This window comes from Psychrobacter sp. AOP3-A1-26 (genome assembly GCF_052378235.1).
In the GTDB taxonomy this organism is placed as follows: Bacteria; Pseudomonadota; Gammaproteobacteria; order Pseudomonadales; family Moraxellaceae; genus Psychrobacter.
The window spans coordinates 50,125-73,407 of the sequence record NZ_JBQSXN010000005.1 but is presented as its reverse complement, the minus strand read 5'-3'; the positions used below and the strand labels follow the sequence as shown (position 1 = coordinate 73,407).

Annotated in this window: 17 protein-coding genes; 8 read left to right on the top strand and 9 right to left on the bottom strand. The window is 44.3% G+C overall.

Annotated features, from left to right (window positions below; translation table 11 throughout):
• Positions 1-233: 233 nt before the first annotated feature.
• Together ACT3TU_RS02070 and ACT3TU_RS02065 are read right to left on the bottom strand one after the other, a co-directional pair.
• Positions 234-1,181 (bottom strand): c-type cytochrome, encoded by a 948-nt coding sequence (locus ACT3TU_RS02070; RefSeq protein ID WP_225735274.1) that lies wholly within the window; start codon positions 1,179-1,181, stop codon positions 234-236.
• Positions 1,181-2,557 carry a cytochrome c gene (locus ACT3TU_RS02065; RefSeq protein ID WP_225735273.1) on the bottom strand — a complete coding sequence of 459 codons (1,377 nt, stop codon included), beginning with the start codon at positions 2,555-2,557 and terminating at the stop codon, positions 1,181-1,183. Before ACT3TU_RS02065 ends, ACT3TU_RS02070 begins: the two co-directional genes overlap by 1 nt.
• 238 nt (positions 2,558-2,795) lie before the next feature.
• On the opposite strand from ACT3TU_RS02065, the gene ACT3TU_RS02060 reads away from it, so the two are divergent.
• Complete coding sequence (locus ACT3TU_RS02060) at positions 2,796-4,892, top strand: sensor histidine kinase (protein ID WP_192529329.1); 2,097 nt, start codon at positions 2,796-2,798, stop codon at positions 4,890-4,892.
• 33 nt (positions 4,893-4,925) lie between these two features.
• A complete protein-coding gene (locus tag ACT3TU_RS02055; protein WP_192529328.1) occupies positions 4,926-5,603 on the top strand; it encodes a response regulator transcription factor in 678 nt (225 codons plus the stop codon).
• A 117-nt stretch (positions 5,604-5,720) separates the two neighbouring features.
• Here the strand turns inward: ACT3TU_RS02055 and ACT3TU_RS02050 are convergent, their stop codons facing one another.
• The 7 genes from ACT3TU_RS02050 to ACT3TU_RS02020 form a co-directional block, all read right to left on the bottom strand.
• On the bottom strand, positions 5,721-6,515 hold the full coding sequence (locus tag ACT3TU_RS02050; protein ID WP_192529327.1) for an ABC transporter ATP-binding protein: 795 nt from the start codon (positions 6,513-6,515) through the stop codon (positions 5,721-5,723).
• Between the two features lie 42 nt (positions 6,516-6,557).
• Positions 6,558-7,457, bottom strand: coding sequence for an ABC transporter permease (locus ACT3TU_RS02045; protein ID WP_192529326.1), 900 nt, complete (start codon positions 7,455-7,457; stop codon positions 6,558-6,560).
• 642 nt (positions 7,458-8,099) lie between these two features.
• Positions 8,100-9,143 carry an ABC transporter substrate-binding protein gene (locus ACT3TU_RS02040; protein WP_192529325.1) on the bottom strand — a complete coding sequence of 348 codons (1,044 nt, stop codon included), beginning with the start codon at positions 9,141-9,143 and terminating at the stop codon, positions 8,100-8,102.
• A 107-nt stretch (positions 9,144-9,250) separates the two neighbouring features.
• Positions 9,251-10,255, bottom strand: a complete 1,005-nt coding sequence (locus ACT3TU_RS02035) for an ABC transporter substrate-binding protein (RefSeq protein ID WP_413038495.1) — start codon at positions 10,253-10,255, stop codon at positions 9,251-9,253.
• Between the two features lie 280 nt (positions 10,256-10,535).
• Positions 10,536-11,687: an IS200/IS605 family element RNA-guided endonuclease TnpB gene (gene tnpB / locus ACT3TU_RS02030; protein ID WP_192529324.1), complete on the bottom strand. Its 1,152-nt coding sequence runs from the start codon at positions 11,685-11,687 to the stop codon at positions 10,536-10,538.
• A gap of 585 nt (positions 11,688-12,272) precedes the next feature.
• The gene (gene metG / locus ACT3TU_RS02025) at positions 12,273-14,357 is read right to left on the bottom strand and encodes a methionine--tRNA ligase (RefSeq protein WP_192528892.1); all 2,085 of its coding nucleotides are present in this window, start codon (positions 14,355-14,357) and stop codon (positions 12,273-12,275) included.
• Between the two features lie 405 nt (positions 14,358-14,762).
• Positions 14,763-16,178 (bottom strand): GntP family permease, encoded by a 1,416-nt coding sequence (locus tag ACT3TU_RS02020; RefSeq protein WP_192528891.1) that lies wholly within the window; start codon positions 16,176-16,178, stop codon positions 14,763-14,765.
• Between the two features lie 361 nt (positions 16,179-16,539).
• On the opposite strand from ACT3TU_RS02020, the gene ACT3TU_RS02015 reads away from it, so the two are divergent.
• The 6 genes from ACT3TU_RS02015 (at position 16,540) to ACT3TU_RS01990 (ending at position 23,239) form a co-directional block, all read left to right on the top strand.
• Complete coding sequence (locus ACT3TU_RS02015) at positions 16,540-17,253, top strand: CoA transferase subunit A (RefSeq protein WP_192528890.1); 714 nt, start codon at positions 16,540-16,542, stop codon at positions 17,251-17,253.
• A 178-nt stretch (positions 17,254-17,431) separates the two neighbouring features.
• Positions 17,432-18,061 carry a 3-oxoacid CoA-transferase subunit B gene (locus ACT3TU_RS02010; protein ID WP_192528889.1) on the top strand — a complete coding sequence of 210 codons (630 nt, stop codon included), beginning with the start codon at positions 17,432-17,434 and terminating at the stop codon, positions 18,059-18,061.
• A gap of 71 nt (positions 18,062-18,132) precedes the next feature.
• Entirely contained in the window at positions 18,133-18,933 is an 801-nt protein-coding gene (locus tag ACT3TU_RS02005; protein ID WP_192528888.1) for a 3-hydroxybutyrate dehydrogenase, read from the top strand.
• 198 nt (positions 18,934-19,131) lie between these two features.
• Positions 19,132-20,484 (top strand): magnesium transporter, encoded by a 1,353-nt coding sequence (gene mgtE, locus ACT3TU_RS02000; RefSeq protein ID WP_192528887.1) that lies wholly within the window; start codon positions 19,132-19,134, stop codon positions 20,482-20,484.
• A gap of 221 nt (positions 20,485-20,705) precedes the next feature.
• A complete protein-coding gene (apbC, locus tag ACT3TU_RS01995) occupies positions 20,706-21,932 on the top strand; it encodes an iron-sulfur cluster carrier protein ApbC (protein ID WP_192528886.1) in 1,227 nt (408 codons plus the stop codon).
• Between the two features lie 155 nt (positions 21,933-22,087).
• Positions 22,088-23,239 carry a DUF2804 domain-containing protein gene (locus ACT3TU_RS01990; protein ID WP_225735189.1) on the top strand — a complete coding sequence of 384 codons (1,152 nt, stop codon included), beginning with the start codon at positions 22,088-22,090 and terminating at the stop codon, positions 23,237-23,239.
• The last annotated feature ends 44 nt before the right edge of the window (positions 23,240-23,283 follow it).

The window sequence follows — 23,283 nt, the reverse complement described above, 5'->3', positions numbered from 1 at the left end:
TTGTAAATGGTGTGTAAATGGCAATAACTAAGCTTGGATGTTAGTTTGATATATAAAGCTTTGATATAAAGCAACTATATAGTGGCTAGCCAAAACTTAGTAGAATCATTAACCATAGATAACAAAAAAACCTTCAAGAAAAGTGAATTTTCTTGAAGGTTTATCATTGGCTTGCTAATGATTAAAAAAGCGTGCAATTATATTCATGGCTAATGGCTGGCAAGCCCTAGGTATCAATAGCGTACATCTTTAGGTTTTTTGCCGGAAGGGAAGTCATGAATTTTATCCGGAAAGTCAGGGCGCGGCTGATGGGTAAAGAACTCTGCCACATCGACGGCATCTTGGTCACTTAAAACGTTACCGTGGCCCCAAAGCCCTATGGTTTGGATACCCATTGGCATATTGTATTTAACAAAGGCTGCAGCTTTATAAGTACGTGCCATACCGGCACCAATGTTAAAGGATTCATCGCCCCATAGTGGCGGGAAGATAATATCGCCGCGGCTGTCTTTCATTCCTTCACCATTATCGCCGTGACAAGTGGCACACTGGGCGTGGTATATTTTCTCACCGTGTACGGTGTCACCGACCAAGGATTCATCAACTTTACCCGCGTTATTGATATCAACTTTTTGGTCTTTAGGGGTATTCTGCGCTAACCACTCCATATAGGCTAACATCGCTAACATCTCAGGAGACTCGCGATCGAGTACCTTGCCGTTCATTGAGCGCTGGAAGCAGCCATTGATACGGGCGGTTAAGTCTAGCTCTTTACCAGAACGCGGCATAAATTTTGGATAGTTGTTAAAGCTGTTGATGTACGGGTCGCCAAGCGGCACTTTACCTTGACCGATGTGGCAACTATTACAGTTCATCTCGGCGCCAACATTGTCCGGTAGTAGGCGTCTGGTTTCATTATTCAGACGCTTACCGTACAAGATTTGTTCAGCATTGGGCTCATCTAAGATAGAGGTATCCTGTGGTAATACATAAGTGCCGATATCTTCATTGGCATCGTCCGCAGTGACCAAGTCAAACTCAGATGCGTTATGCTCAACAGGTTCAGGTTTTGAGCAACCGCTAATCCCAATGGCGCAAACGGTGGCGGTAAGTACTGCCATCGTTAGTCTGCGTGGAGTGTTGCTAGCAACGATGGGCAAGTTAAGTGGCGATTTTTTCATTATTTTGCTCCTTGTGCTGCAGCATCGACGTTTAGATCTGGGGCAACGTCTGTGCCTGTTTTTGGTTTTTTAGCGAGGAATGCACGCATTTTTACCACGTCATTGATATCGATTTCAGGGGCTTGGTTGGTCCAGCTATTACGCACATAGTTGACCACTTCTGCCACGTCAGCATCAGCTAGGTTAGTGAACTCAGGCATAGTGAATGCCATGCGATCATGCGAGGTTTCAGGCATACGACCACCACCTAAGGTGATCTGTAAGACAGAGTCCGCATTTTTAGCATATACCGCACTATTTCCATCTAAAGCTGGGAAGATACGCGGGACACCTTGGCCATCAGCACGGTGACAGACGGTACAATATTCTGTGTATAACAGCGCACCACGTGAGTCATAGTTACCAGCCAATAGCTTTTCGGTGGTGGTGTCCTCTTTTTCTGGCAGCGTTACTGCTTTATTAGGGGCAGGGGATAGGGATTTTAGATACGATGACATGGCATTAATGTCGTCATTGGTCATATGCTGGGTACTGAGCTCAACGACTTCGGCCATCGCACCAAAGGCAGCAGTGGTGTCGGTACGACCTGTTTTAAAGAAGTCGTTTAGCTCAGCAATGGTCCACGTGCCAAGACCACGGTGCTCACCGCGGATACTTTTGGCGCGCCAGCCATCAATGACGGCACCGCTTAGATATTCTTCAGAGTCCGCATTGCTTAAGGCGATTTCTTGATAGCCAATACCGCGTTCGGTATGACAAGAGCCGCAATGTCCTGGGCCTTCAACTAAGTACTGACCACGTGCCAATACGGCATCATCGGTTTCAGGAACAAAGTCGCGCTTACGGTCAAACAGCACTTGCCAATAAGCCAGTGGCCAGCGCCAGTTTGCTACAGGTGGTAGCTCGCCCTTAAGGTTAGGCTGATTGACGGCTTTTACATCCGACATAAAGAAGGCATACATCGCCGCCATATCTTCGTCAGGCATGATTTGATACGACGGATACGGCATGGCAGGATATAGCGCTTTATTGCCTGGGGCGACACCATGTTTGACTGCATTTTTAAAGTCATTAAAGGTATAATTACCGATACCCGTTTCTTTATCAGGGGTGATGTTGGTCGAGTAAATCGCACCAAGTGGGGTCAGCATAGGCAGACCACCCGCGTAATCTTCACCACCGAGTACGGTATGACAAGCGACACAGTCACCGGTACGCGCCACATATGCACCTTTCTCGATTAGAGCGGGGTCAGTAATGTTGACTTCGATGTCACTGGTGGTGGTGCGCATATTAGGCAATAATTGCCCAATAATAAACGCTACTGCTAGTCCGATAACTGCTGCAATAAGGATAATTAATGGCCACTTTTTCATGGGCCCGCCCTCCATAAGATACGTGTTCTAAGCCCAGCGTCAAATGATATAGTTGATATCAATGAGTGAAGCTCAGCGAATTAAAAGTTACACTACTGTTATTTAGTATAAGGTAACGCGTAACATTTGGGTATTGTGGAAAACCACATTATTGTTAAGGCTTTTGTTGGCCATGAAAAATCAGTAGGATAAATGACAGACAGTGTTTATGCACAAAAATAGCAGGAGTAGAGCTTTGATGAGTACCGCTACTACGTGTCGCGCTTTGCTGATGCTTACTATTTGGTTTGGCGGGTCACTACTAGCAATAGCGCAAGCAGAGACCTATTATTTAGGTGTACTGGCACCGCAAGGTGAAGCGGTCACACAGCAAACATGGCAGCCGTGGTTGGATCAACTCAATCGTCAACTGGCAGATGACACGGTCATATTGGTGCCTTTAGCACTGGAGAATTGGCAACAGCAGATTAAAGCGCAGCAGTTTGCGTTGGTACTTGGCCCACAAGTGCAGTTTATAAAAATGAATACCACAAGGTGGCGCTGGCTGGCAACTTTGCAGACGGATAGCACGCCTGCTAATTTGAAAAATACGAGCGATACAGATGTTATCAGTTTTAATACTCAAAAAATGCTAAGCCCATCATCTACTACCGTTGATCTAGTCAATGAGCTAAATGAGTTAAATAAACTGGATACGCTCAATCAGGTGCAAGAACCTAGCGCCATGGAAGAGGTCGCTAGCGCATTATGGGTGGCCGCTGACAGTAATATTCTTCGTTTGCAAGATTTGCATCAACACCGTATTGCCGCCGTTGATGCGGATGCATTTGGTGGTTATCTGTTGGTGGCACATTTATTACAACAAAATGGTATCGCGCCCAGTCGCTATCAAACGCAGTTTGTGGGTTATCCGGTAGAACGGACGTTGGATGCCTTGGCAAGTGGCGAGGTCGATGCGGCGATAGCGCCGCTGTGCTTGATGGAAGAGATGGCGCGGCAAGGGAAAATTAATAAAAAACAATACCGTTTGATTCATCCAGTGACCACCGCGTCAAATTGTCAGTCGTCAACAAAGATATATCCCAATTGGACATTGGCAGCGACAGAGCAAGCACCTGCTACGCTAGTACATCAAATCAATCAGAACTTGTTTGGTACAGTCGCAGCGAATAGCGACGAAGCGCGTTTAAGACAGCGCTGGCTGCCACCGGAGTCTAGTATCGATGCTGAGCGTATCTTATACGAGATGAATCGTCATCCCGCACAAAAGCAGCTCAGCTCTCATATCGTGGATTGGATACAGTCGCATCGTTTATGGATGGGTATAATTGTCTTTATTGTCCTGATATCCACGATTAATTATGCTTGGATGAGCTGGCTGGCGTGGCGTCGTCGGCAAAAAATACTGACGCAAAACCAGCTGATTCGTGATTATGACCAACAACTGCGGCAGTCGGAACGTTTTGCTGTCATTGGTGAGATGAGCGGTTCAATTGCTCATGAAATCAATCAGCCACTGGCGACCATTCAGAATTATGCCCAAGGCTTATTGATTCGTAACCAACAAACACGCTTAAATAAAATAAGGTCAAATAAAAACCCTGAGAATACAGAGTCAGACAGTGATGCCACCACAGAAAATGCGCTCCAGCAGATTGTCACTGAGACTGAGCGTGTCGCGGCGGTCATTGGTAATATCCGTCATTGGGCGGGTCGGTCGCAGGCGAGTGAGGTCAACGTCGATATTGCCGCGACTTATCAGCAATGTGTCTTGCTATTGGGCGAAAAAGCGTCAGGTATTAGCTTTTGGCTGGCGAGTGATTATCAGCATTTGACCTTACCCGACTTACTGCTAGATCAGTTATTGATTAACACTGTGACCAATGCGCAGCAGCAAGGTGCAACCCATATCATGCTACGCTGCCAAGCAGAAGAGCATGCTGGCAAACAGTGGCTGGTGTTGCATATTAGTGATGATGCTGGTGGCTTTGAGGCCGCCCAGCTAGAGGCGCGTCGCTCACCGCAAAAATCACTCCATTCATATGACACCAAGTCGACGAAAGCTGATGGCCTAGGATTGGGTCTGATGATATGTCAGCGATTGTGCAAATCGCTTGGCGGCACGATGCAGCTTAGCAATCTGAATGTACAGCATGAGCTTGATATCATCCAGACGGTAAACGGTAGTCATCAACAGCGATGCAAACGCAGCTTAAACGGCAAAATCCAGTTGGTACAGAGCAATACCTTTTATCAGCCGTCAAACCAAACGGGGGCACAAGTGTCTTTTTATCTGCCGCTATATATAGCAAAGACCAATGACAAACCGCAATAAACTTAGCGAATTCATTTAGTAATAAGGTAGTGTATGACTTCTTCCAATGTGCCAAACGAGCATTCATGCGGGCAAGTTAACCTCAATAATTTATCGGATAATTCACTGAATATTACCTCTGAATCCCTGATTGTTCATATCATTGATGACGAAGAAAGCGTACGCCTATCTTGTGAATTTCTACTGAGTAGTTTGGGTTTTGTTACACAGGTATGGCCGAGTGCCGTGGATTTTTTGCAGCAGGTGGATATATATAGCCCAGCAGTGGTTATCAGTGATTTGATGATGCCTGAGATGAGCGGGCAGGCACTACACGCCCATCTTAATAATCACGATAGTCCGATGGCGCTGATTGCTTTGACGGGCAATGGAGAGATTTCTGATGCGGTTATGATGCTCAAACAAGGCGCAGCAGATTATTTAGAAAAACCCATTAATAGCCACCGTCTACAACAAGCGATTACTCGTGCCCAAGCGTTGACCATTGAGCGTGCTAAGCTGTATAGCATTAGTGAACTCTATGCACAGCTAACCGATAAAGAGCGGCAAGTGGCGCATGAGTTGCTACAAGGTAATATCAACAAAGTCATCGCCGATCATCTAGAGGTGTCGGTGCGCACGGTGGAAGTACATCGCTCACAAGTCATGAGAAAAATGCAATCACAGCATGTGAGTGAGCTGATTCAAAAACTGGTATTGCTTGGGGTTTAGTTTTGTAGCAGTGAGGCAGAGGCAGCCAATCTATCCTGTCGACGGCATGTTTTAGGAATAAAAAGCCCATCCTTAATTTTAAGGATGGGCTTTTTTTAATGTATTTATATTTATAAATTAGCTCAATATCAAGCTGTCATCTTCGACTTTTTCACCGCGCGTTTGCTCAAACATATCGAGCAAGTCATGTACGGTCATGCCTTTACGAGTATCACCAGCGACATCTAGCACGACTTGTCCTTGGTGCAGCATCACAGTACGCGTGCCATGTGCCAGTGCTTGCTGCATCGAGTGTGTGACCATCATAGTGGTGAGCTGATTGTCGGTCACAATCTTGTCGGTCAATTCTAAAACGAAAGCAGCAGTCTTAGGGTCGAGAGCGGCAGTATGCTCATCCAGCAATAAGATTTTAGAAGGTTGCAGTGACGCCATCAGCAGACTAACTGCTTGACGTTGGCCGCCGGATAATAGCCCCATGCGGTCGGTCAAACGGTTTTCTAGTCCCAGTTTTAGCACCGACAACTTTTCTCGGAACAGGTCGCGGTTATTGGGGTTTAGGGCGAATTTAAGACCACGTTTACCGCCACGTTTATAGGCCAATGCCATGTTTTCTTCAATCGTTAGCGCTTCGCACGTTCCAGCCATTGGATCTTGGAATACCCGAGCGACCCAATGCGCGCGTTGATGGGCCGTTTTTTTGGTGACATCATTGCCATTTAATAAGATTGAGCCACTATCGACGCGTGTGGTGCCACTGACCGCATTTAAAAAAGTCGATTTACCGGCGCCATTGGTACCAATGACGGTGACAAACTCACCATTGGCAATGTTTAAACTGATACCGCGTAAAGCAGGGTTTTCGATTGGCGTGCCTGGGTTAAAGGTCAAGCGTAAATCGGTGGCTTGCATCATAATCGTTATTCCTTATTATCTTTTTAAGACGGTATCTTCAAGCTAGGCGCGAACTCTACGAGATAAAAACTTGGTTTTCGCTTTTGGTAATACCAATGCCAATACCACAAGTAGTGCTGTAATTAAGTTTAAGTCTTGCGGGCCAAAGCCAATACTACGTAGCGTATCGCTTGATAGCGCAACCTGAATAAATAGCTTATACAATACCGCGCCAACAATGACTGCAAAGGTAATCAACCAAATACGCTTGGCAGGAATGATGGTTTCACCGATGATGACCGCTGCCAGACCAATGACAATCGTACCAATACCGATAGAAATATCTGCGCCGCCTTGGGTCTGTACAAATAAGGCGCCTGCTAAGGCAATCAAACCGTTAGAGACGGCCATACCGATGATGGTCATCCACGAGGTATTAATGCCTTGTGCTTGCGCCATACGTAAATTTGAACCCGTAGCGCGCATCGACAAGCCTGTTTCGGTACTATAAAACCAATCTAAAAATAGCTTGGCAAACAGCACGACCACACCAATGATAACGCAGCGCATCCAGAAGCCATTTCCATCAGTCACCAACGAGCTAAACACTGTGGTTTCACCCAGTAGGGGCAAGTTCGGCGCACCCATGATACGTAGATTGACAGAGTATAACGCCACCATCACTAGGATACTGGCAAGTAGCTGCAAAATGCCAAGCTTAACGTGCAGCCATGCGGTGACAATACCCGCCACTGATCCTGCTAACATGCCAAAAACACAAGCCAGCCATGGGTTGATACCAGCGACGATAGAGATACCAGCGACCGCACCACCTAATGGAAAGCTACCGTCAGCGGTCAAATCAGGGAAGTCGAGTGTACGAAATGAGATAAGCACACCGAGTGCGACTAGGCCATAAATTAGACCACTTTCAAGCGCACCAAAAAAAGCAATTAAAGACATAAGAGATCAGTAAGTCATAACCAAGCGTCTAGCGAATACTACTAGGAATAGGTGAGTGACAATAAAAATAAGTCATTGCCAAAATCATCTAGCTACTAAACGGCTAAGCAGTGGATTTAACAGATTAAGCAATCTGCGGTTAGGGTAAACCAAAATATATTACGATGCACAACGATTAGCAAGCTAACTTGATACCTTTATTGAATTCAATTTAATGATTCAAGATATGATGAATTTAGCAATGGTGCCAATAGTTTACAGCTAATAAATGCTTTATAAGCCATAGGTGTTTTATAAGAAATAGCTATAGTCAGTGAAAAGTAATATCAATGCATCACGTACTGTAGGTACAGTTTTTCTTGCTTGCTGCGTCGACGCAGACAGAGGCTGCAAAAAAAATATACCAGCAGTGTCTTAGCATTTTTAAAGTGTTTTAACGATAGTTCATAAACGGCTGCGCTAACTAATAGTTACTGAAACAACAGTCGCGTAAATAAGAAGCCCAGCCTACTGATTCATAGCTGGGTTTTCTATGTTAAACACTTAGTCTCATAGCCCAAAGGTAGATGACGAATGGTAAAGAAGGGGTCAAAATTGTCGTCTATCTTGTGGTTGCTATGATAAGTTAAATATCAAAGTGCGTTATTCTACCACTTCTTTTGCTTTATCGATAACAGCTTGTGGCAAAGTAATGCCTTGTTCTTTGGCATGTTTTGGGCTGACATATAGATCGAGCATTTGCGGCGTATAGACAGGGATCGCACCGGCTTCTTCACCATTTAGGATACGTACCACGATTTTGCCTGTTTCGCGACCAAGATCGTAGTAGTTGACACCCAAAGCAGCGATGGCACCGCGTTCAACTGAGCTGGTATCGGAGGCAATGAGTGGAATTTTACTTTCTTTGGCGACTTGGTATAGCGACTCGTAGGCTGAGACCACGTTATTATCGGTTGAGGTGTAGATCATATCGACCCTACCTTCTAGGCTACGTGCAGCCATCGCAATATCCGTACTACGCTGGGCAGGCGCTTCATGCACCTTGATACCAAGTGGCGTCAAATTTTCTTTCAGCGCTTTTAGAACGATCGTTGAGTTGACTTCACCTGGGCTATAAACGTAGCCGATACTTTTGAGACTTGGAATGATTTGGCGCATCAATTCAATCTGTGGCTCATAAGGAAGCGCATCAGAACCACCAGTGACATTGGTACCAGAACCATCTAGTTTGGTTACCAGTTTGGCTGCTACTGGATCAGTCACTGCTGAAAATACTAAAGGAATACTGCTGGTTGCAGCAGCAACAGACTGCGCTGATGGTGTACCGATAGCGACGATGACGTCTGAATTGTCGGCGACGAACTGCTTGGCAATCTGGCCTGCCGTCGCGGTGTTACCTTGTGCGCTTTGGAAATTAACGGTTAAGTTTTCACCGTCTTTAAAGCCTGCATCGTTGAGCTCTTCGATGACGCCTTTACGTACATCATCCAGTGCTGGATGCTCAACGATCGCAGTGATAGCAACGGTTTTCATCGCTGTTGTAGCATCGCCACCTGTTGTAGCGGTATCCGCGTTGCTGGTATCTTGTGCCGACTGGTTACAACCGGTCAAAATAGCTGTACAAACGCCACCTAACATTAGTGCTTTACTAAAACTGAAATGACCAAAACGGTTTTGATACAACATGGGTCTCACTCCTGAAAATAATAATGTGTCCGTACATTATTTAATAAATAGATAAAAGGTAAAGCAAGCCGCTTATAAAGGTATAAATTATTATAAATGGCTAGGTGTTATTTAGTCGCATTCTGCGCTTTGTTATCGACATTGATGGCATTTTTTAACAAGTCGTCGGTCAAGCTAACGCCTTGTTTAGCCGCGTGTTTTGGGCTTACATATAAGGTTAAGGTATTCATCACTTCAGGCTTGATGGTATTGACCGCCTCGTCATTTAATACGCGATAAACCATTTTGCCTGTGGTACGACCAAAGTCATAATCATTGACACCAAGCGCCGCAGTGGCACCGCGTCTCACGCTAAACTCGTCTGAGGCAATGATGGGAATATCAAGCTCGTTGGCAGCGCCAGCCATCGCTTCAAATCCGGATACGACGTTGTTATCTAACGAGGTGTAAATGACATCGACGCGACCAGCAAGGCTACGAGTCGCCATGGCTACATCCGTTGGACGGTTGGCTGTTACATCCAATATCTTAAGCCCACGTGCAGGTGCGGCTTTTTTAAGTTGATTAAGTACCACAACAGAATTGACTTCACCTGGGCTATAAACGTAGCCGATGGTTTTTGCATGAGGTACGATTTTTAGAATATTGTCTAATTGTGGCTCGATAGGCAATACACTAGACAGTCCTGTCACATTAGGTTGAATAGGCGTATTATTTTCATCGATGAGCTTTGCCGCGACAGGATCTGAAATGGCGGTATAAATAACCGGAACCGTCTTAGTTGACGCTACGATAGATTGAGCAGATGGCGTCGAAATTGCCACGATGGCATCGGGGTTGTCACCTGCAAACTGCTTGGCAATCTGTCCTGCGGTCGCTGTGTTACCTTGGGCGCTTTGGAAATTAACCGTTAGATTTTGGTCTTTGACATAGCCATTATCTGCTAACTCATCAATAATACCGCGGCGCATCTCATCGAGCGAAGGGTGTTCGACGATTTGGGTGATGGCGATTGTTTTGGCGGGCTTATCAGAATCCACGGTAGAGTTTTCATCAGTTGTGGCAGTATCGGTCGAATTTGAGCAGCCAATTAATCCAAGCGTGGCGCTCATAGCAGCACCAAGTAGGCTGAAGCGTAAAGTAGTAGCAAAGGTCATTTTATTCTGGCTCATAGGTTAGAAAGTGCAGGTTACCCGAGTCACTGTTATGTGCATGCTGAGATAACGGGCTAACATCAAAGTAATCAATCCATTGATCATTACATCTATATTATGACAGTAATGTAACTTATGGCAATAAGAAAATGAACTACCCACTACCTTAAAGGTAGGGGTTTCTTAGGTAATACCCATACTTGATGCGATGTTCTGCATCAGCGGTTAGATAAATTGACTAAGCTAACCCTGTCGCACCGACAGTTTTGAGCGTGACCAGCCTTAACCCTTCATTGAGGATGTTGATACTGGCATTGATGTCTCTATCATTTTTCTGCAAGCAGCTTGGACACGTCCATGATCTCACTGACAACGGCAATTCAGCTTTAGCCAGTAAGTGACCGCAGTTTGAGCAGGTCTTAGAAGACGGATACCATCGGTCTATTTTAACAAGCTCTTTACCATACCATTCCGCTTTATAGGCAAGCATAGTGGTGAATGTTGACCATGAGCTGTCTGATATGGCTTTGGCCAGCCTTGGGTTCTTAACCATACCCTTAACATTCAAGTCCTCTATGGCAATAACATCGTGATTTTTGATGATATTGAATGAGAGTTTGTGTAGAAAGTCTTTGCGGCTATTCGTTATTTTCTCGTAAATCTTGGCGACTTTGTTTTTTTGCTTTTGATAGTTGTGGCTGTCGCTTAATTTACGCTGATCGGCTTTGGCAACTTCTCTACGTTTGGCTAAAATCTTTTGTTCACGAGCCAACTTGTCTTGCAGCTTTGATAGAAACTTAGGATTAGCCACTTTGCTACCGTCCGATAAGACGATAAAGTCGGTTAATCCTAAATCAATACCAATGTTTGAGCCAGTTTTAGATGATTCATTAACAACCGTTTCAGCCAGCAGGCTGACATAGTATTTGCCTGTCGGGGTTTTGCTGATGGTGGCGCTCTTGATTAAGCCATGTATTTTATTTGGGAATTTGGCTTTAATATGACTGATTTTAGGCAGTTTAACGCTGTTATGCGTGACTGCTACTGTGCCTTTTTGATTGTTGGTGGTGTAGCTGTCGCGCTGCCCTTTTTTCTTGAAGGTAGGAAAGCCTGAGCCTTGTTTGAAAAACTTGCTATAGGCGTTGCGTAGGTTTTGCTGGACGTTGGCCAGTGCCAAGCTATCCACTTCTTTTAACCATTCAAACTCAGCCTTATACTGAGCAGGGGTGTTTTTTAACTCTGTTTTGGTTTCTTTATAATGCTCAATCTTGTCACTAAGCATCCTATTCCAAATAAAGCGTGTACAGCCGAATGATTTGGCAAAAAACACTTGCTGATCGACAGTAGGATATAGTCTGACTTTATAGGCTTTTAGAATTTGTTTAGGCATTATTCTATTATACTCTAAAACTCAAATACGCATTCATCCCACTACCTTAGGTAGGGAGTTTCTGCGCGATACTGTTAAAACGCGTTTGTCATTGTTTTTATGAAGGGGAGTTTAAATAAATTTTTGTTGAATAAATTATTTTGGTAAAATATTTTTGATATCAATTATTAATAAATTTTACACAATAAAAAAGATGCCACTAGGACATCTTTTTTACTATTTAATCTGTTATTAGTTTGCTAATCAAAAATACGCCATAATCTTTTAAACAGCCAGCCAATGAAATAAAAAGGTATTTCTAAAATATCAGCATAGAACCACCAATCCCATATAACATCAGCATTTCGATTACGCTGACGCCGCGATTGTCTGATATCTGAGGTAAAGATAAACAACAAAGCACTGATAATGCCACTAGCAATAGCGCTAAATAGTGCGGTTATGTCTTCGGTAAAATACCAATAAACTAGCAAGCCTAATGTTAAATAAAGGAGGATATCTGCTAACAACCTAAGCAATACCAATATCATTCCCCTATATTTAATAGATTAGCCACACTAGTTAAGCCAGCTCATCAAATGTCTCTTAAGCAAGGACATCGCCAATCACGCAATTATCAGGCAAAGTAACCACGGTCAATTGGGTTTTTGGATTACCTGTTGAGAGTACCATGCCTTCTGAGATCCCAAATTTCATCTTACGCGGCGCAAGGTTAGTCACGCAAATCACCTTTTTACCGGTCAGCTGTTCAGGCTCATAAAATTTACGGATACCACTAAAGACATTACGCGGCTTATCTTCGCCCACATCTAAGGTGAATTGCAACAGCTTATCAGCACCTTCGACGTAATTACACTCTAAGACATGTGCGACTTTCATCTCAACTTTGGCAAAGTCTTCGATACCAATATGATCGGCTTGATAGTCGGCTTGTTCTGTACTGGCGTCAGTTTCTATCACCTGAGAAGTTGTATCAGCAGGCGCATCTGCTTGCGCCAATGAGGCTTTTGAATCTTCGACCATCGCCGCAATATCTTTTTCTTCGATACGCTGCATCAATGGTTTGAATTTATTGATTTTATGTCCGAGCAACCACTCATTACGACTGGCAAAGCTTAAGTCATCAATGTTTAAAAAGTCTTTGGCATTAGCGGTCAGTTCAGGCAATACAGGCGCTAGATACACCATCAATTGACGGAAAATATTAATCGCTACCGAGCAGACGTCTTGGACTTCTTGTTCGGTGCCTTCTTGTTTGGCGAGTGACCACGGTTTTTTCTCGTCGATATATTCATTGGCTTTATCAGCACACTGCATGATTAGGCGCATGGCACGAGAGAACTCACGGTTTTCATAAGCCACCGCAATTTCATCGCCCGTTTTGGTAATGTCTTCTAACAAGCGCGGCTCTGCACATACTTCTGTGAGCATACCATCGTATTTTTTCACCAAGAATCCAGCACTACGACTGGCGATATTGACCACTTTGCCGACCAAATCAGAGTTGACCTTTTGCATAAAGTCTTCTAAATCAAGATTGATATCCTCAACTTTGTCAGACAGTTTACTGGCAAAATAATAACGCAAGTATTCAGGATGTAGATGCTCCGCATACGTTTCGGCTTTAATAAAAGTACCGCGTGATTTACTCATTTTTTCGCCATTGACCATCAAAAAGCCATGCGCAAAGACGCCCGTTGGTGTACGGAATTCACTACCAGCAAGCATCGCTGGCCAAAATAGCGCATGAAAATAAACGATGTCTTTACCGATGAAGTGATAAACCTCGGTTTTATGCTCGTTTTCTTGTGCCCAATAACGGTCAAAATCGAGCGCATTTTCAGTGCCTGCGCGTTTATCGCATAGGTTTTTAAAGCTGGCCATATAGCCGACTGGCGCGTCTAGCCACACATAAAAATATTTGTCTGGCTCATCGCTTGGCGTATCTGGAATTTGAAAACCAAAGTAGGGTGCATCACGAGAGATATCCCAGCTGGTCAGCCCAGCATCAAACCATTCTTGGAGTTTATTGGCGACCGATACTTGTAGGCGGTTGTCACTATGGGTCCAGTCTTGTAAGAATTGCTCAAATTCAGGCAAGTCAAAGAAATAGTGCTTAGAGGTTTTGAGTACTGGTGTGGCATCAGATAGCGTTGAATGCGGGTCTTTAAGGTCGGTCGCATCATAGGTAGTACCGCACACCTCACAGTTGTCGCCATATTGGTCTGGCGCATCACATTCAGGGCAAGTGCCTTTGACAAAACGATCGGCCAAAAATAATTGCTTTTCAGGGTCAAATAGTTGCTCGACGTCTTTAGTGCTGATATGTCCAGCATTATTCAGACGACGATAAATCAGCTCAGAGAAATGCTTGTTTTCTTCTGAATGGGTGGTGTGATAATTATCAAAATTTATTAAAAATTTATCAAAATCAGCCTCATGCGAAGCTTTAACCGAGGCAATCTGTTCCTCTGGCGTCACACCATTGGCTTCTGCCTTGAGCATGATAGCCGTACCGTGTGCATCATCTGCGCAGACATAAGTGACCTGATGGCCTTGCGCTTTCATAGCACGCGCCCAAATGTCAGTCTGAATGTATTCTACAAGATGCCCCAAATGGATATAGCCATTGGCGTAGGGCAGCGCACTGGTTACTAGAATCTCACGCACTTTTATCACCTATATTTTTATATAAACGGGTTGGTTATCAAACGTCGCAAGCCATTTACGACCAGCAGACGCGATATTATCAATGCTAAAAAGGTCTAAAAACTTCTAAAAAAAGCAAAAATTCGAAAAGTGTGCCTATGATACCGTAATTCGGCTAAATTTGTGACATTCCTCAGTAATTAATCCGCTAATGACCTCTATATCGCGTATAGACTGTCATTGAATTATTAGCCGTAAGTCATAGGTTTTAGATGGATTTATTTGTCATAAAAAAGCCATGAAAAAACCCACCAAGCAATCGCTCAGTAGGTCTTCGTATCGTCAGTTTAAAATAAAAGAGATACATTTTTAGCACTGTATCGCTCTTAGATTTAACCCACTACGTTTTTGACTGATGCAATCGAATTAAAATGACCCAAACATCGTACCTAAAGTGATGACCGTCGCCACGGCGACCAGTGGAATCACCATGGTGACCATGGCCACGTTTAGATAAGACTGCTTATGGGTCAAACCACAGATAGCGAGTAGAGTAATGACCGCGCCACTGTGCGGCAGAGTATCTAAACCGCCAGCTGCCATCACGGCGACTCGGTGCATTAGCTCTGGATCGATACCAGCGTTTACTGCCATTCTTAGATAGTCTTCACCCAACGTTGATAGGGCGATACTCAAACCACCAGACGATGAGCCCGTAATACCAGCAAGCGTAGTCATCGCGACCGCTTCTGAGATGAGTGGATTGTCAGGATTGAGATTCAAAATACTGTCACGAATGAGAAGAAAGCCTGCCAATGAGGCGATCACCGCACCATAACCGACTTCTGATGCCGTATTAAAAATTGGCAACATGGAGTCATAAGTACCACGGTTGATGGTTTTTTGTAGGTTATTCCAATGACCAATACGTAGTACGATCAACACCACGCAAGCCACGACCAATGAAATGATAATCGACCACAGACCAAGCGAGCCGGCGATATTTAGGTCAGGAAACTGAGTTTGTAAGCCACTAAAATCCATTGATGGAAAGACAGCATAAGTCAGTAAGGCGTTTAAGCCGATGACCAGTACCAGCGGAATCATAGCAACGGTAAATGAGGTGTGATGCGTACTCAGCGTCTCAGACTCTTTCTTGATTGCCCCAACGCCGCCCACATCGCCTTCATCGTGCTGACCATAACCTTCGCCTGCTGCGTTGGCTTTTCTGGCTCGTGACTGCAACCATAACCAACCACCAATAAACATCACCGTACCGCCAATAATGCCTAAAATAGGCGCGGCAAAGACATTGGTATTGTAATAGGGAATCGGAATCGCATTTTGAATGGCTGGTGTGCCTGGCAACGCAGTCATGGTAAAGGTAAATGAGCCCAAAGCAATTGCTGCTGGTATCAAGCGTTTAGGAATATCAGCCGCCTTGAACAAGTCTTTGGCGATAGGGTAAATGGCAAACGCTACGACAAATAACGACACGCCGCCGTAGGTTAAAATGGCGCAGACTAAGATAACCGCTAAAATCGCTTTACTGGCACCGAGTTTTTCTACCACGGTTTTGGCAATGGCTGTCGCCGCCCCAGAGTCTGCCATCAAACGCCCAAATAGTGCGCCTAATAAGAAGATAGGGAAGAACTTGAGCAAGAAGCCACTCAATGCGCCCATAAAGATATCGGTATAGGCGGGAATGCTGCTTAAAAAGTCGCCTGACAATAATACCGCTAACATCGCCATAATCGGTGCCAAAATCAGCACGGAATAACCGCGATAAGCGAAGAACATCAATAGTAACAAAGTAATGATAATAGCGAATGTGCTAAACATGAGAGCCTCTCCTTGGCCGGTGTTAAATCGCGAATAATTAATGTTTGCTGCTACTGCTCAATAAAAGAATCTTATTCAACTGTGGTTGGTATTTTGATAACAAAAGGTGAATACGAAAGCGATATTAATATCGCTATTATCGAGTAGCGCAAGCACTAAGCACCGCTCCCATTTCCTTATGGTTATTCTCTAGTCGCTGCGAGAATAATATGTTAAGTTAGCATAAGTGTCTTTTATATGATATATCGATATAGAATGTATTAATATAAAATTAAAAGATAAAAGGGTGGCTAGATTACTGATAGTGAATTCAACATACCCCAACTTAAATAACAAAAATGAGACTTGCAAGGAGATAAGCATGAGTCAATCAAAAGTATATAGCAGTGCCGAAGAAGCCCTAAAAGGTGTTGTTAGTGATGGACAAACACTGGCTATCGGTGGTTTTGGGCTGTGCGGTATTCCAGAAGCGTTAATCACCGCGCTACGCGATAGTGGTGTGAAAAACTTAACCTGTATCAGTAATAACGCGGGTGTTGATGACTTTGGCTTAGGATTATTATTACAAACCCGCCAAATCAAAAAAATGATTTCCTCTTATGTCGGTGAAAATAAAGAATTTGAGCGTCAATACTTGGCGGGCGAGTTAGACGTGGAGCTGACCCCGCAAGGAACATTAGCCGAAAAGCTACGTTCAGGCGGCGCGGGTATTCCTGCATTCTACACCGCAACTGGCGTTGGGACACTCGTCGCTGAAGGCAAAGAAACCCGTGATTTTGACGGGCGCACCTATGTGCTTGAGCATTCATTACGTGCGGATGTGTCCTTGATTAAAGCGAGAAAGGCAGATAAATCGGGCAATTTAATTTTTAATAAAACTGCCCGTAACTTCAACCCAGACTGCGCGATGGCTGGTAAAGTGACTATCGTCGAAGTAGAAGAAATCGTCGAGAATGGCATGCTCGATCCTGATGAGATTCATTTGCCCGGTATCTTTGTTCAGCGCATCGTCTTGAATGATAACCCTGAAAAGCGTATCGAAAAAACCACGACTAAAGCAGTCGAAGGTGCTTAGGTAATGGTTTAAAGAAAATATTTTTAAAGTGTTAAATTAATAATAGAATATCGTAATACTATTCCTAAAAATTTGAGTAGCAAGGAAAACGAGTGAAAGTGCTACATTTAGTAGACTAAGTGAGTTTAACGCCGCTAATCATATTTTTTGGGGTAGTTATAAAAATAAGGAAATCACCATGGCATGGACAAGAGAACAGATGGCGCAGCGCGCCGCACAAGAACTACAAGACGGCTATTACGTAAATTTAGGAATAGGCTTGCCGACCCTAGTAGCAAACTACATTCCTGAAGGTGTGGATGTCTGGTTGCAGTCAGAAAACGGCCTATTAGGTATCGGTGAGTTTCCAACGGCAGAAAACGTCGATGCCGATTTGATTAATGCGGGCAAACAAACTGTAACGGCAGAGGCTGGCTCTAGTTATTTTAGTAGCTCAGAGTCGTTTGCGATGATTCGCGGCGGTCATGTCAATCTGGCAATATTGGGAGCGATGGAGGTCTCAGAGCAGGGCGATTTGGCTAACTGGATGATTCCTAAAAAGATGGTCAAAGGCATGGGTGGTGCGATGGATTTGGTCGCTGGCGTGCAGCGCGTCATTGTATTGATGGAGCAAGTCAACAAACACGGCGATCCAAAAATTCTTGCCAATTGTGAGTTGCCATTGACAGGCAAGGGCGTGGTCGACCGTATTATTACTGAACTTGCGGTATTAGATATCACTGATAAGGGATTGAAACTGGTAGAGTTGGCAGAAGGTGTGAGCTTTGACGAGCTGCAACAAAAAACACCAGTAACCATTATTCAATAGTTATAGTGGAGTCACTTTAAAAATGAGACAGTGCTATCGGTTACTCGATAAAATAATAAAGAGGATAAATCATGGCGACGCAACTACAACAGGATTTGACCGGTAAGGTCGCTCTAGTCACAGGCGCGGCAAGTGGCATCGGCCGCGATATTGCTGAAACTTATGCTAAAGCAGGCGCAGCGGTCGGTATTGCTGATATCAATATTGAAGCGGCGCAGCAAACCGTTGATGCTATTAAAGCTGCTGGTGGCAAAGCACTCGCGATTGCCATGGATGTCACTTCTGAGGCGGCAGTAAACGATGGTGTACAAAAACTGGTAGATAGTCTTGGTGGTATTGATATTCTCGTTTCCAATGCTGGGATTCAAATCATTGATCCGATTAATAAGATGGCTTTTGAGGATTGGAAAAAAATGCTTGCCATCCATTTAGATGGTGCGTTTTTGACCACCAAAGCCGCCGTGCAGTATATGTATGAAGGCGATAAAGGCGGTACAGTCATCTATATGGGCTCAGTACATTCGCATGAAGCGTCGCTATATAAAGCGCCTTATGTCACGGCCAAACACGGACTACTTGGACTGTGCCGTGTATTGGCAAAAGAAGGCGCTGAACATAATGTGCGCGCGCATGTGGTCTGTCCAGGTTTTGTCAAAACACCTTTGGTTGAAAAACAAATCCCGCAACAAGCTGCCGAAAAAGGCATTAGTGAAGAGTCCGTGGTTAATGACATTATGCTAGCCAATACCGTCGACAAAGAATTCACCACCGTGGATGATATTGCTCAACTGGCTTTGTTTTTAGCGGCTTTCCCAAGTAATGTCTTTACTGGACAATCTATCGTTGCCAGTCACGGCTGGTTCATGAATTAGCGCGGCGTCTTTCATGTTTTTGATGGTTTTAACAAGCTTTTCATTGGTTTACTGTTTATTAAGCAGCTAAAAAAAGCCTAAAGCTTGATAAAAAAAGATCAATCCAGTAGGATTTAGCTTTATATTAACCTGAGCCAATAGTATTGGCTCTTTTTTGTGAGCGCTTGCTGCATTGTTTCGGGCGCACGGAGTAACATAATGACTAATGAAGATCTTGCGTTGAGTTTTGCAGCGAAACTAAGCCGTGCTATCGAACAACAGCATTTTGAGCAAGCTGTTAACGATGTTCAGACGCTACGTCCTATCGATATCGCCGATATAATCGCACTTATTGAGCCTAAATTGGCATGGCAGTTATTGGAGCATCTGCCCAATCGTTCGACGATATTTGCCTATTTAGACGCTGATATTCAGGTGGCGCTGGCTTATGTTTTCCCGCGAGCAGTGTTAGCAAAGATAGTAGGAGAGATGCCATCGGATGAGCGGGCGGACTTATATAAGCGTCTTAGTCAAGACCAACGTGATGTATTATTACCCGCCTTAGCCCAAGCGAAGCGTGAAGATATTCGCAGGTTGGCTTCGTATGCAGAGCGTACTGCTGGGGCTTTAATGAGCTCAGACTATGCAACGTTAGGCGCTGAGATGAATGTTGCTGAGGCATTAGCCGCGCTGCGATTAGAGGCTCCGGATGCCGAAACTATTTATCATGCCTATGTGATTGACGATAACCGTAAGCTACTAGGTGTGGTGTCATTAAGAGTGCTTATCTTAGCATCGCCTGAACAATTAATTAATGACATCATGGTCAGCTCTGTCATATCTTGTGATGTGAACGACGATCAGGAAGACGTCGCTAAAATGGTTGCGCGTTATGACTTAATTTCTTTGCCAATTACCGATGCAAGTGGAGCATTGGTCGGTATTGTCACCCACGATGATGCGATGGATGTGGCCAGCGATGAGGCTACCGATGACTTTCATAAGTCAGGTGGTGTCACGACGATGGTCGGTCGCTTAAAAGATGTCAGTATTACCGTCCTATATCGTAAGCGGGTTTTTTGGCTGGTATTTTTAGTATTTGGTAACTTACTCTCAGGGCTGAGTATTGCCAATTTTGAAGACGTCATTGCCGCCAATTTAGTATTGGTATTCTTCTTGCCTCTATTGGTTGATAGTGGTGGTAATGCCGGTTCGCAGTCGGCAACCTTGATGGTGCGTGCACTAGCAACGGGTGATGTGGTCATGCGTGACTGGTTCTCGCTACTAGGCCGAGAAGCATTGGTTGCCTTATTGCTGGGTGGTACGATGGCAGTCGCTATTGCTCTTATCGGTTATGTTCGCGGTGATGCAACAGTATCTATGGTACTGGCATTAAGTATGGTTTGTGTGGTCATGATTGGTAGTGTGATTGGCATGAGTCTACCTTTTGTACTCAGTAAGGTGGGTTTTGACCCTGCCACTGCTAGTGCGCCTTTGATAACTTCGATAAGTGATGCTTCAGGCGTGCTTATTTACTTATTCATTGCGTCAAAGTTTTTACCGATAGGTTAGTTTTTACTTTATTCTGTCTAACAAAATACTTCTAACGCTTAGCAGCGTCTTTGAGCCTCAGACCTACTGACAGTGTGGTTTTTTTATACCTCTCATTGAGCTACACTGTATATATATAAACCGTTTGGTTTAAATGTATTTAAAATACTTGTTTTCGTTAAAATGTTAGTTGAAAACATATTCTTTATATTTGCCAGACTTAATCATTAAGAGAGGTAGCCATGTTTAACTTTATAAAAAAAAGAGCAGCTTCGAAACCTGAGACTCCAGAGCAGCAAGCCGCACTTGATAGCGCCGTTGATAGGGTTTTGTTAGGTTATCATGTGGGTACGACCAGTATTGCTACCATGGTAACAGGGCTTGAACGCACGGGTGACCAGTTGACTTTAGATTTGCGCCTGCCACAAGACAGTAACCCTGAGACGATCCAACAAGAGCTTGGGCACCTATTGCACCCGCATGGCATCAAGGCCATTCATATGAATGTACGTCTGCCTGCTCCAGAAAAAGGTGCAGGCTCGAGCTTACCAAAGCAGATACCAAAGACCACCAATGCGATGGACAGTCAAAATCAATCGTCGGTAAATGCTAATAGTAAAACTACGGATGCTGAACCGCCAATTACCAAACCTGCACCGACCCAAGCATCACTAACGTCACATCCGCGTATCCGTCATATTATTGTTGTCGCATCTGGCAAAGGTGGTGTCGGTAAATCAACCACGACTGTCAATATTGCTTTGGCATTACAAAAGCTGGGCAACCGTGTTGGTGTGCTGGATGCGGATATTTACGGCCCCAGTATGCCGACAATGCTAGGTGTGGCCAGTGTAAAGCCTGAGCTAGAAAATGAGCAGTTTGTTCCTATCAATGCCCACGGTATGGCGATGTTGTCGATTGGTAGTCTACTGGATGGTGATAATACGCCTGTCGCGTGGCGTGGACCAAAAGCCACTGGTGCGTTGATGCAGCTGTACAACCAAACCAACTGGCCGCAGCTAGATTATTTAGTGATTGATATGCCGCCAGGTACTGGTGATATTCAATTGACGCTGGCACAGCGTATTCCAGTCACGGGTGCGGTGATTGTAACCACACCGCAGCATATTGCGCTACTGGATGCCCAAAAAGGTATCGAGATGTTCAACAAAACCAACATTCCAGTGTTGGGCGTTGTTGAAAATATGGCGCTACATACTTGTAGTAATTGCAACCATATCGAAGCCATCTTTGGTACAGGCGGCGGCGAGAAAATCGCTGAACAATATCATGTGCCACTGTTGGGACAACTGCCACTGGCCAGTGGTATTGGTGCGCAAGTGGATAAAGGTGAACCAAGCGTCTTAGCGGATGATGAGTTTGCACCATATTATCTTAGCATTGCCAAAAATATCGAAACCAATATCAGTAAGTTTGCCAAGCCGGTCGATGATAAGCGTATTTTCTGATAAATAAAAATCCTGTTGAAATGACAGGATCAACCTTGAAAGTATTGAGATTTCATTAAACAGAAGCGGATGAGGAAATCTATCGTTATCCGTTAATGAGTGGCCATCAAGGAACGGTGGCTACTTAAATTATATTTGGCCAGGATGCCATGACGATGAAGCAAGATTATAAAAAATCGCTGGTTAGCTTTCAACCCGTTGCGCTTGACCAACTTATTCAAAACGGTCAGCCTAGTTTTGGCGTCTTTTCTCAAGTCAAAGATATCAATTACCTAGATTACTACAGCCATCTTATTTCACAAAAATCACTGCCCAATTGGCGTAAAGAACTAAAAGCCAATCAGTTCTGCTTTATCCAAATTATCGAGTCGCCTTATCGAATTTGTTTGGCGCTTGCTACAATTAAGCTGGCAACCAGTGCGTTTGTTTACCTTTATAATGACAATACTGAGCAGCTAGAGATTTGTGAAGCATTGCAACCTTTGACACGCCATACAGTTTTGGAAGGTGATTGCTATCAAGGAAAAATGGCGTTTACTCACTCAAAACTGACATTAACATTAGATTTTACTCCTAAACAAGTTAACGTAGCATTAGACAGCCAGTATATTGCTGTAAATACCATGCTTACGCGTCAAGATCAGCCATTAGCAGTCTGCACACCGACTGGCAGGCGTGGCTGGACGTTCACTCAAAAAGAGCCGTTCACAGCGATAACTGGTCACCTATCAATCAAAGCCGACTCACGATTTAATGTGGGTGCTCCTAGTACGCCTCCCAAGCAAATAGACTTTACCGATACGACTATCGCCAATCTGGATTGGACGCTAGGCTATATGCGTCATGAGACCAATTGGTTTTGGAGCTGTATCAACAGTTATTTACCAGACGGTAGTCACTTTGCCCTAAATCTAGCGATGGGTGTCAATGAGACAGGCGCCAGTGAAAATGCTTGCTGGCTTGATGGGCAAATATTTTATTTACCACCAGTGATGTTTGCTCGTGATGGATTAAGTATATCACCCGACCAGCAAGATTTAGTGCCTAAGAGAGTGCCTAAGAATACAGTCATTAGCAGTCAGAAGCCTTGGCGTATCTATCATCAAAACCTAGGCTGGAGTCATGTCGATATCGATTTAACCTTTACGCCTATCCGCAGTTATAAAAAGACCGATAATTTTGGTGTCATTGCCAGTATTTTTGAGCAATGGATTGGTGAGTATAGCGGTGAGATTCGTATCAAAGATAAGGTGATTAAGCTTAACAAAGTAATCGGGTTGGCAGAAGACCATTTTGCTAAATGGTAGCGTAGCAAAATATATAGTGATGATAAGTGGGTTCTCGAACGTAT

Excerpts from the sequence above, each read along its gene's own strand:
- ACT3TU_RS02070 (WP_225735274.1), bottom strand. The coding sequence starts at position 1,181 with ATGAAAAAATCGCCACTTAACTTGCCCATCGTTGCTAGCAACACTCCA.
- ACT3TU_RS02065 (WP_225735273.1), bottom strand. The coding sequence starts at position 2,557 with ATGAAAAAGTGGCCATTAATTATCCTTATTGCAGCAGTTATCGGACTA.
- ACT3TU_RS02060 (WP_192529329.1), top strand. The coding sequence starts at position 2,796 with ATGAGTACCGCTACTACGTGTCGCGCTTTGCTGATGCTTACTATTTGG.
- ACT3TU_RS02055 (WP_192529328.1), top strand. The coding sequence starts at position 4,926 with ATGACTTCTTCCAATGTGCCAAACGAGCATTCATGCGGGCAAGTTAAC.
- ACT3TU_RS02050 (WP_192529327.1), bottom strand. The coding sequence starts at position 6,515 with ATGATGCAAGCCACCGATTTACGCTTGACCTTTAACCCAGGCACGCCA.
- ACT3TU_RS02045 (WP_192529326.1), bottom strand. The coding sequence starts at position 7,457 with ATGTCTTTAATTGCTTTTTTTGGTGCGCTTGAAAGTGGTCTAATTTAT.
- ACT3TU_RS02040 (WP_192529325.1), bottom strand. The coding sequence starts at position 9,143 with ATGTTGTATCAAAACCGTTTTGGTCATTTCAGTTTTAGTAAAGCACTA.
- ACT3TU_RS02035 (WP_413038495.1), bottom strand. The coding sequence starts at position 10,255 with ATGAGCGCCACGCTTGGATTAATTGGCTGCTCAAATTCGACCGATACT.
- tnpB (WP_192529324.1), bottom strand. The coding sequence starts at position 11,687 with ATGCCTAAACAAATTCTAAAAGCCTATAAAGTCAGACTATATCCTACT.
- ACT3TU_RS02020 (WP_192528891.1), bottom strand. The coding sequence starts at position 16,178 with ATGTTTAGCACATTCGCTATTATCATTACTTTGTTACTATTGATGTTC.
- ACT3TU_RS02015 (WP_192528890.1), top strand. The coding sequence starts at position 16,540 with ATGAGTCAATCAAAAGTATATAGCAGTGCCGAAGAAGCCCTAAAAGGT.
- ACT3TU_RS02010 (WP_192528889.1), top strand. The coding sequence starts at position 17,432 with ATGGCATGGACAAGAGAACAGATGGCGCAGCGCGCCGCACAAGAACTA.
- ACT3TU_RS02005 (WP_192528888.1), top strand. The coding sequence starts at position 18,133 with ATGGCGACGCAACTACAACAGGATTTGACCGGTAAGGTCGCTCTAGTC.
- mgtE (WP_192528887.1), top strand. The coding sequence starts at position 19,132 with ATGACTAATGAAGATCTTGCGTTGAGTTTTGCAGCGAAACTAAGCCGT.
- apbC (WP_192528886.1), top strand. The coding sequence starts at position 20,706 with ATGTTTAACTTTATAAAAAAAAGAGCAGCTTCGAAACCTGAGACTCCA.
- ACT3TU_RS01990 (WP_225735189.1), top strand. The coding sequence starts at position 22,088 with ATGAAGCAAGATTATAAAAAATCGCTGGTTAGCTTTCAACCCGTTGCG.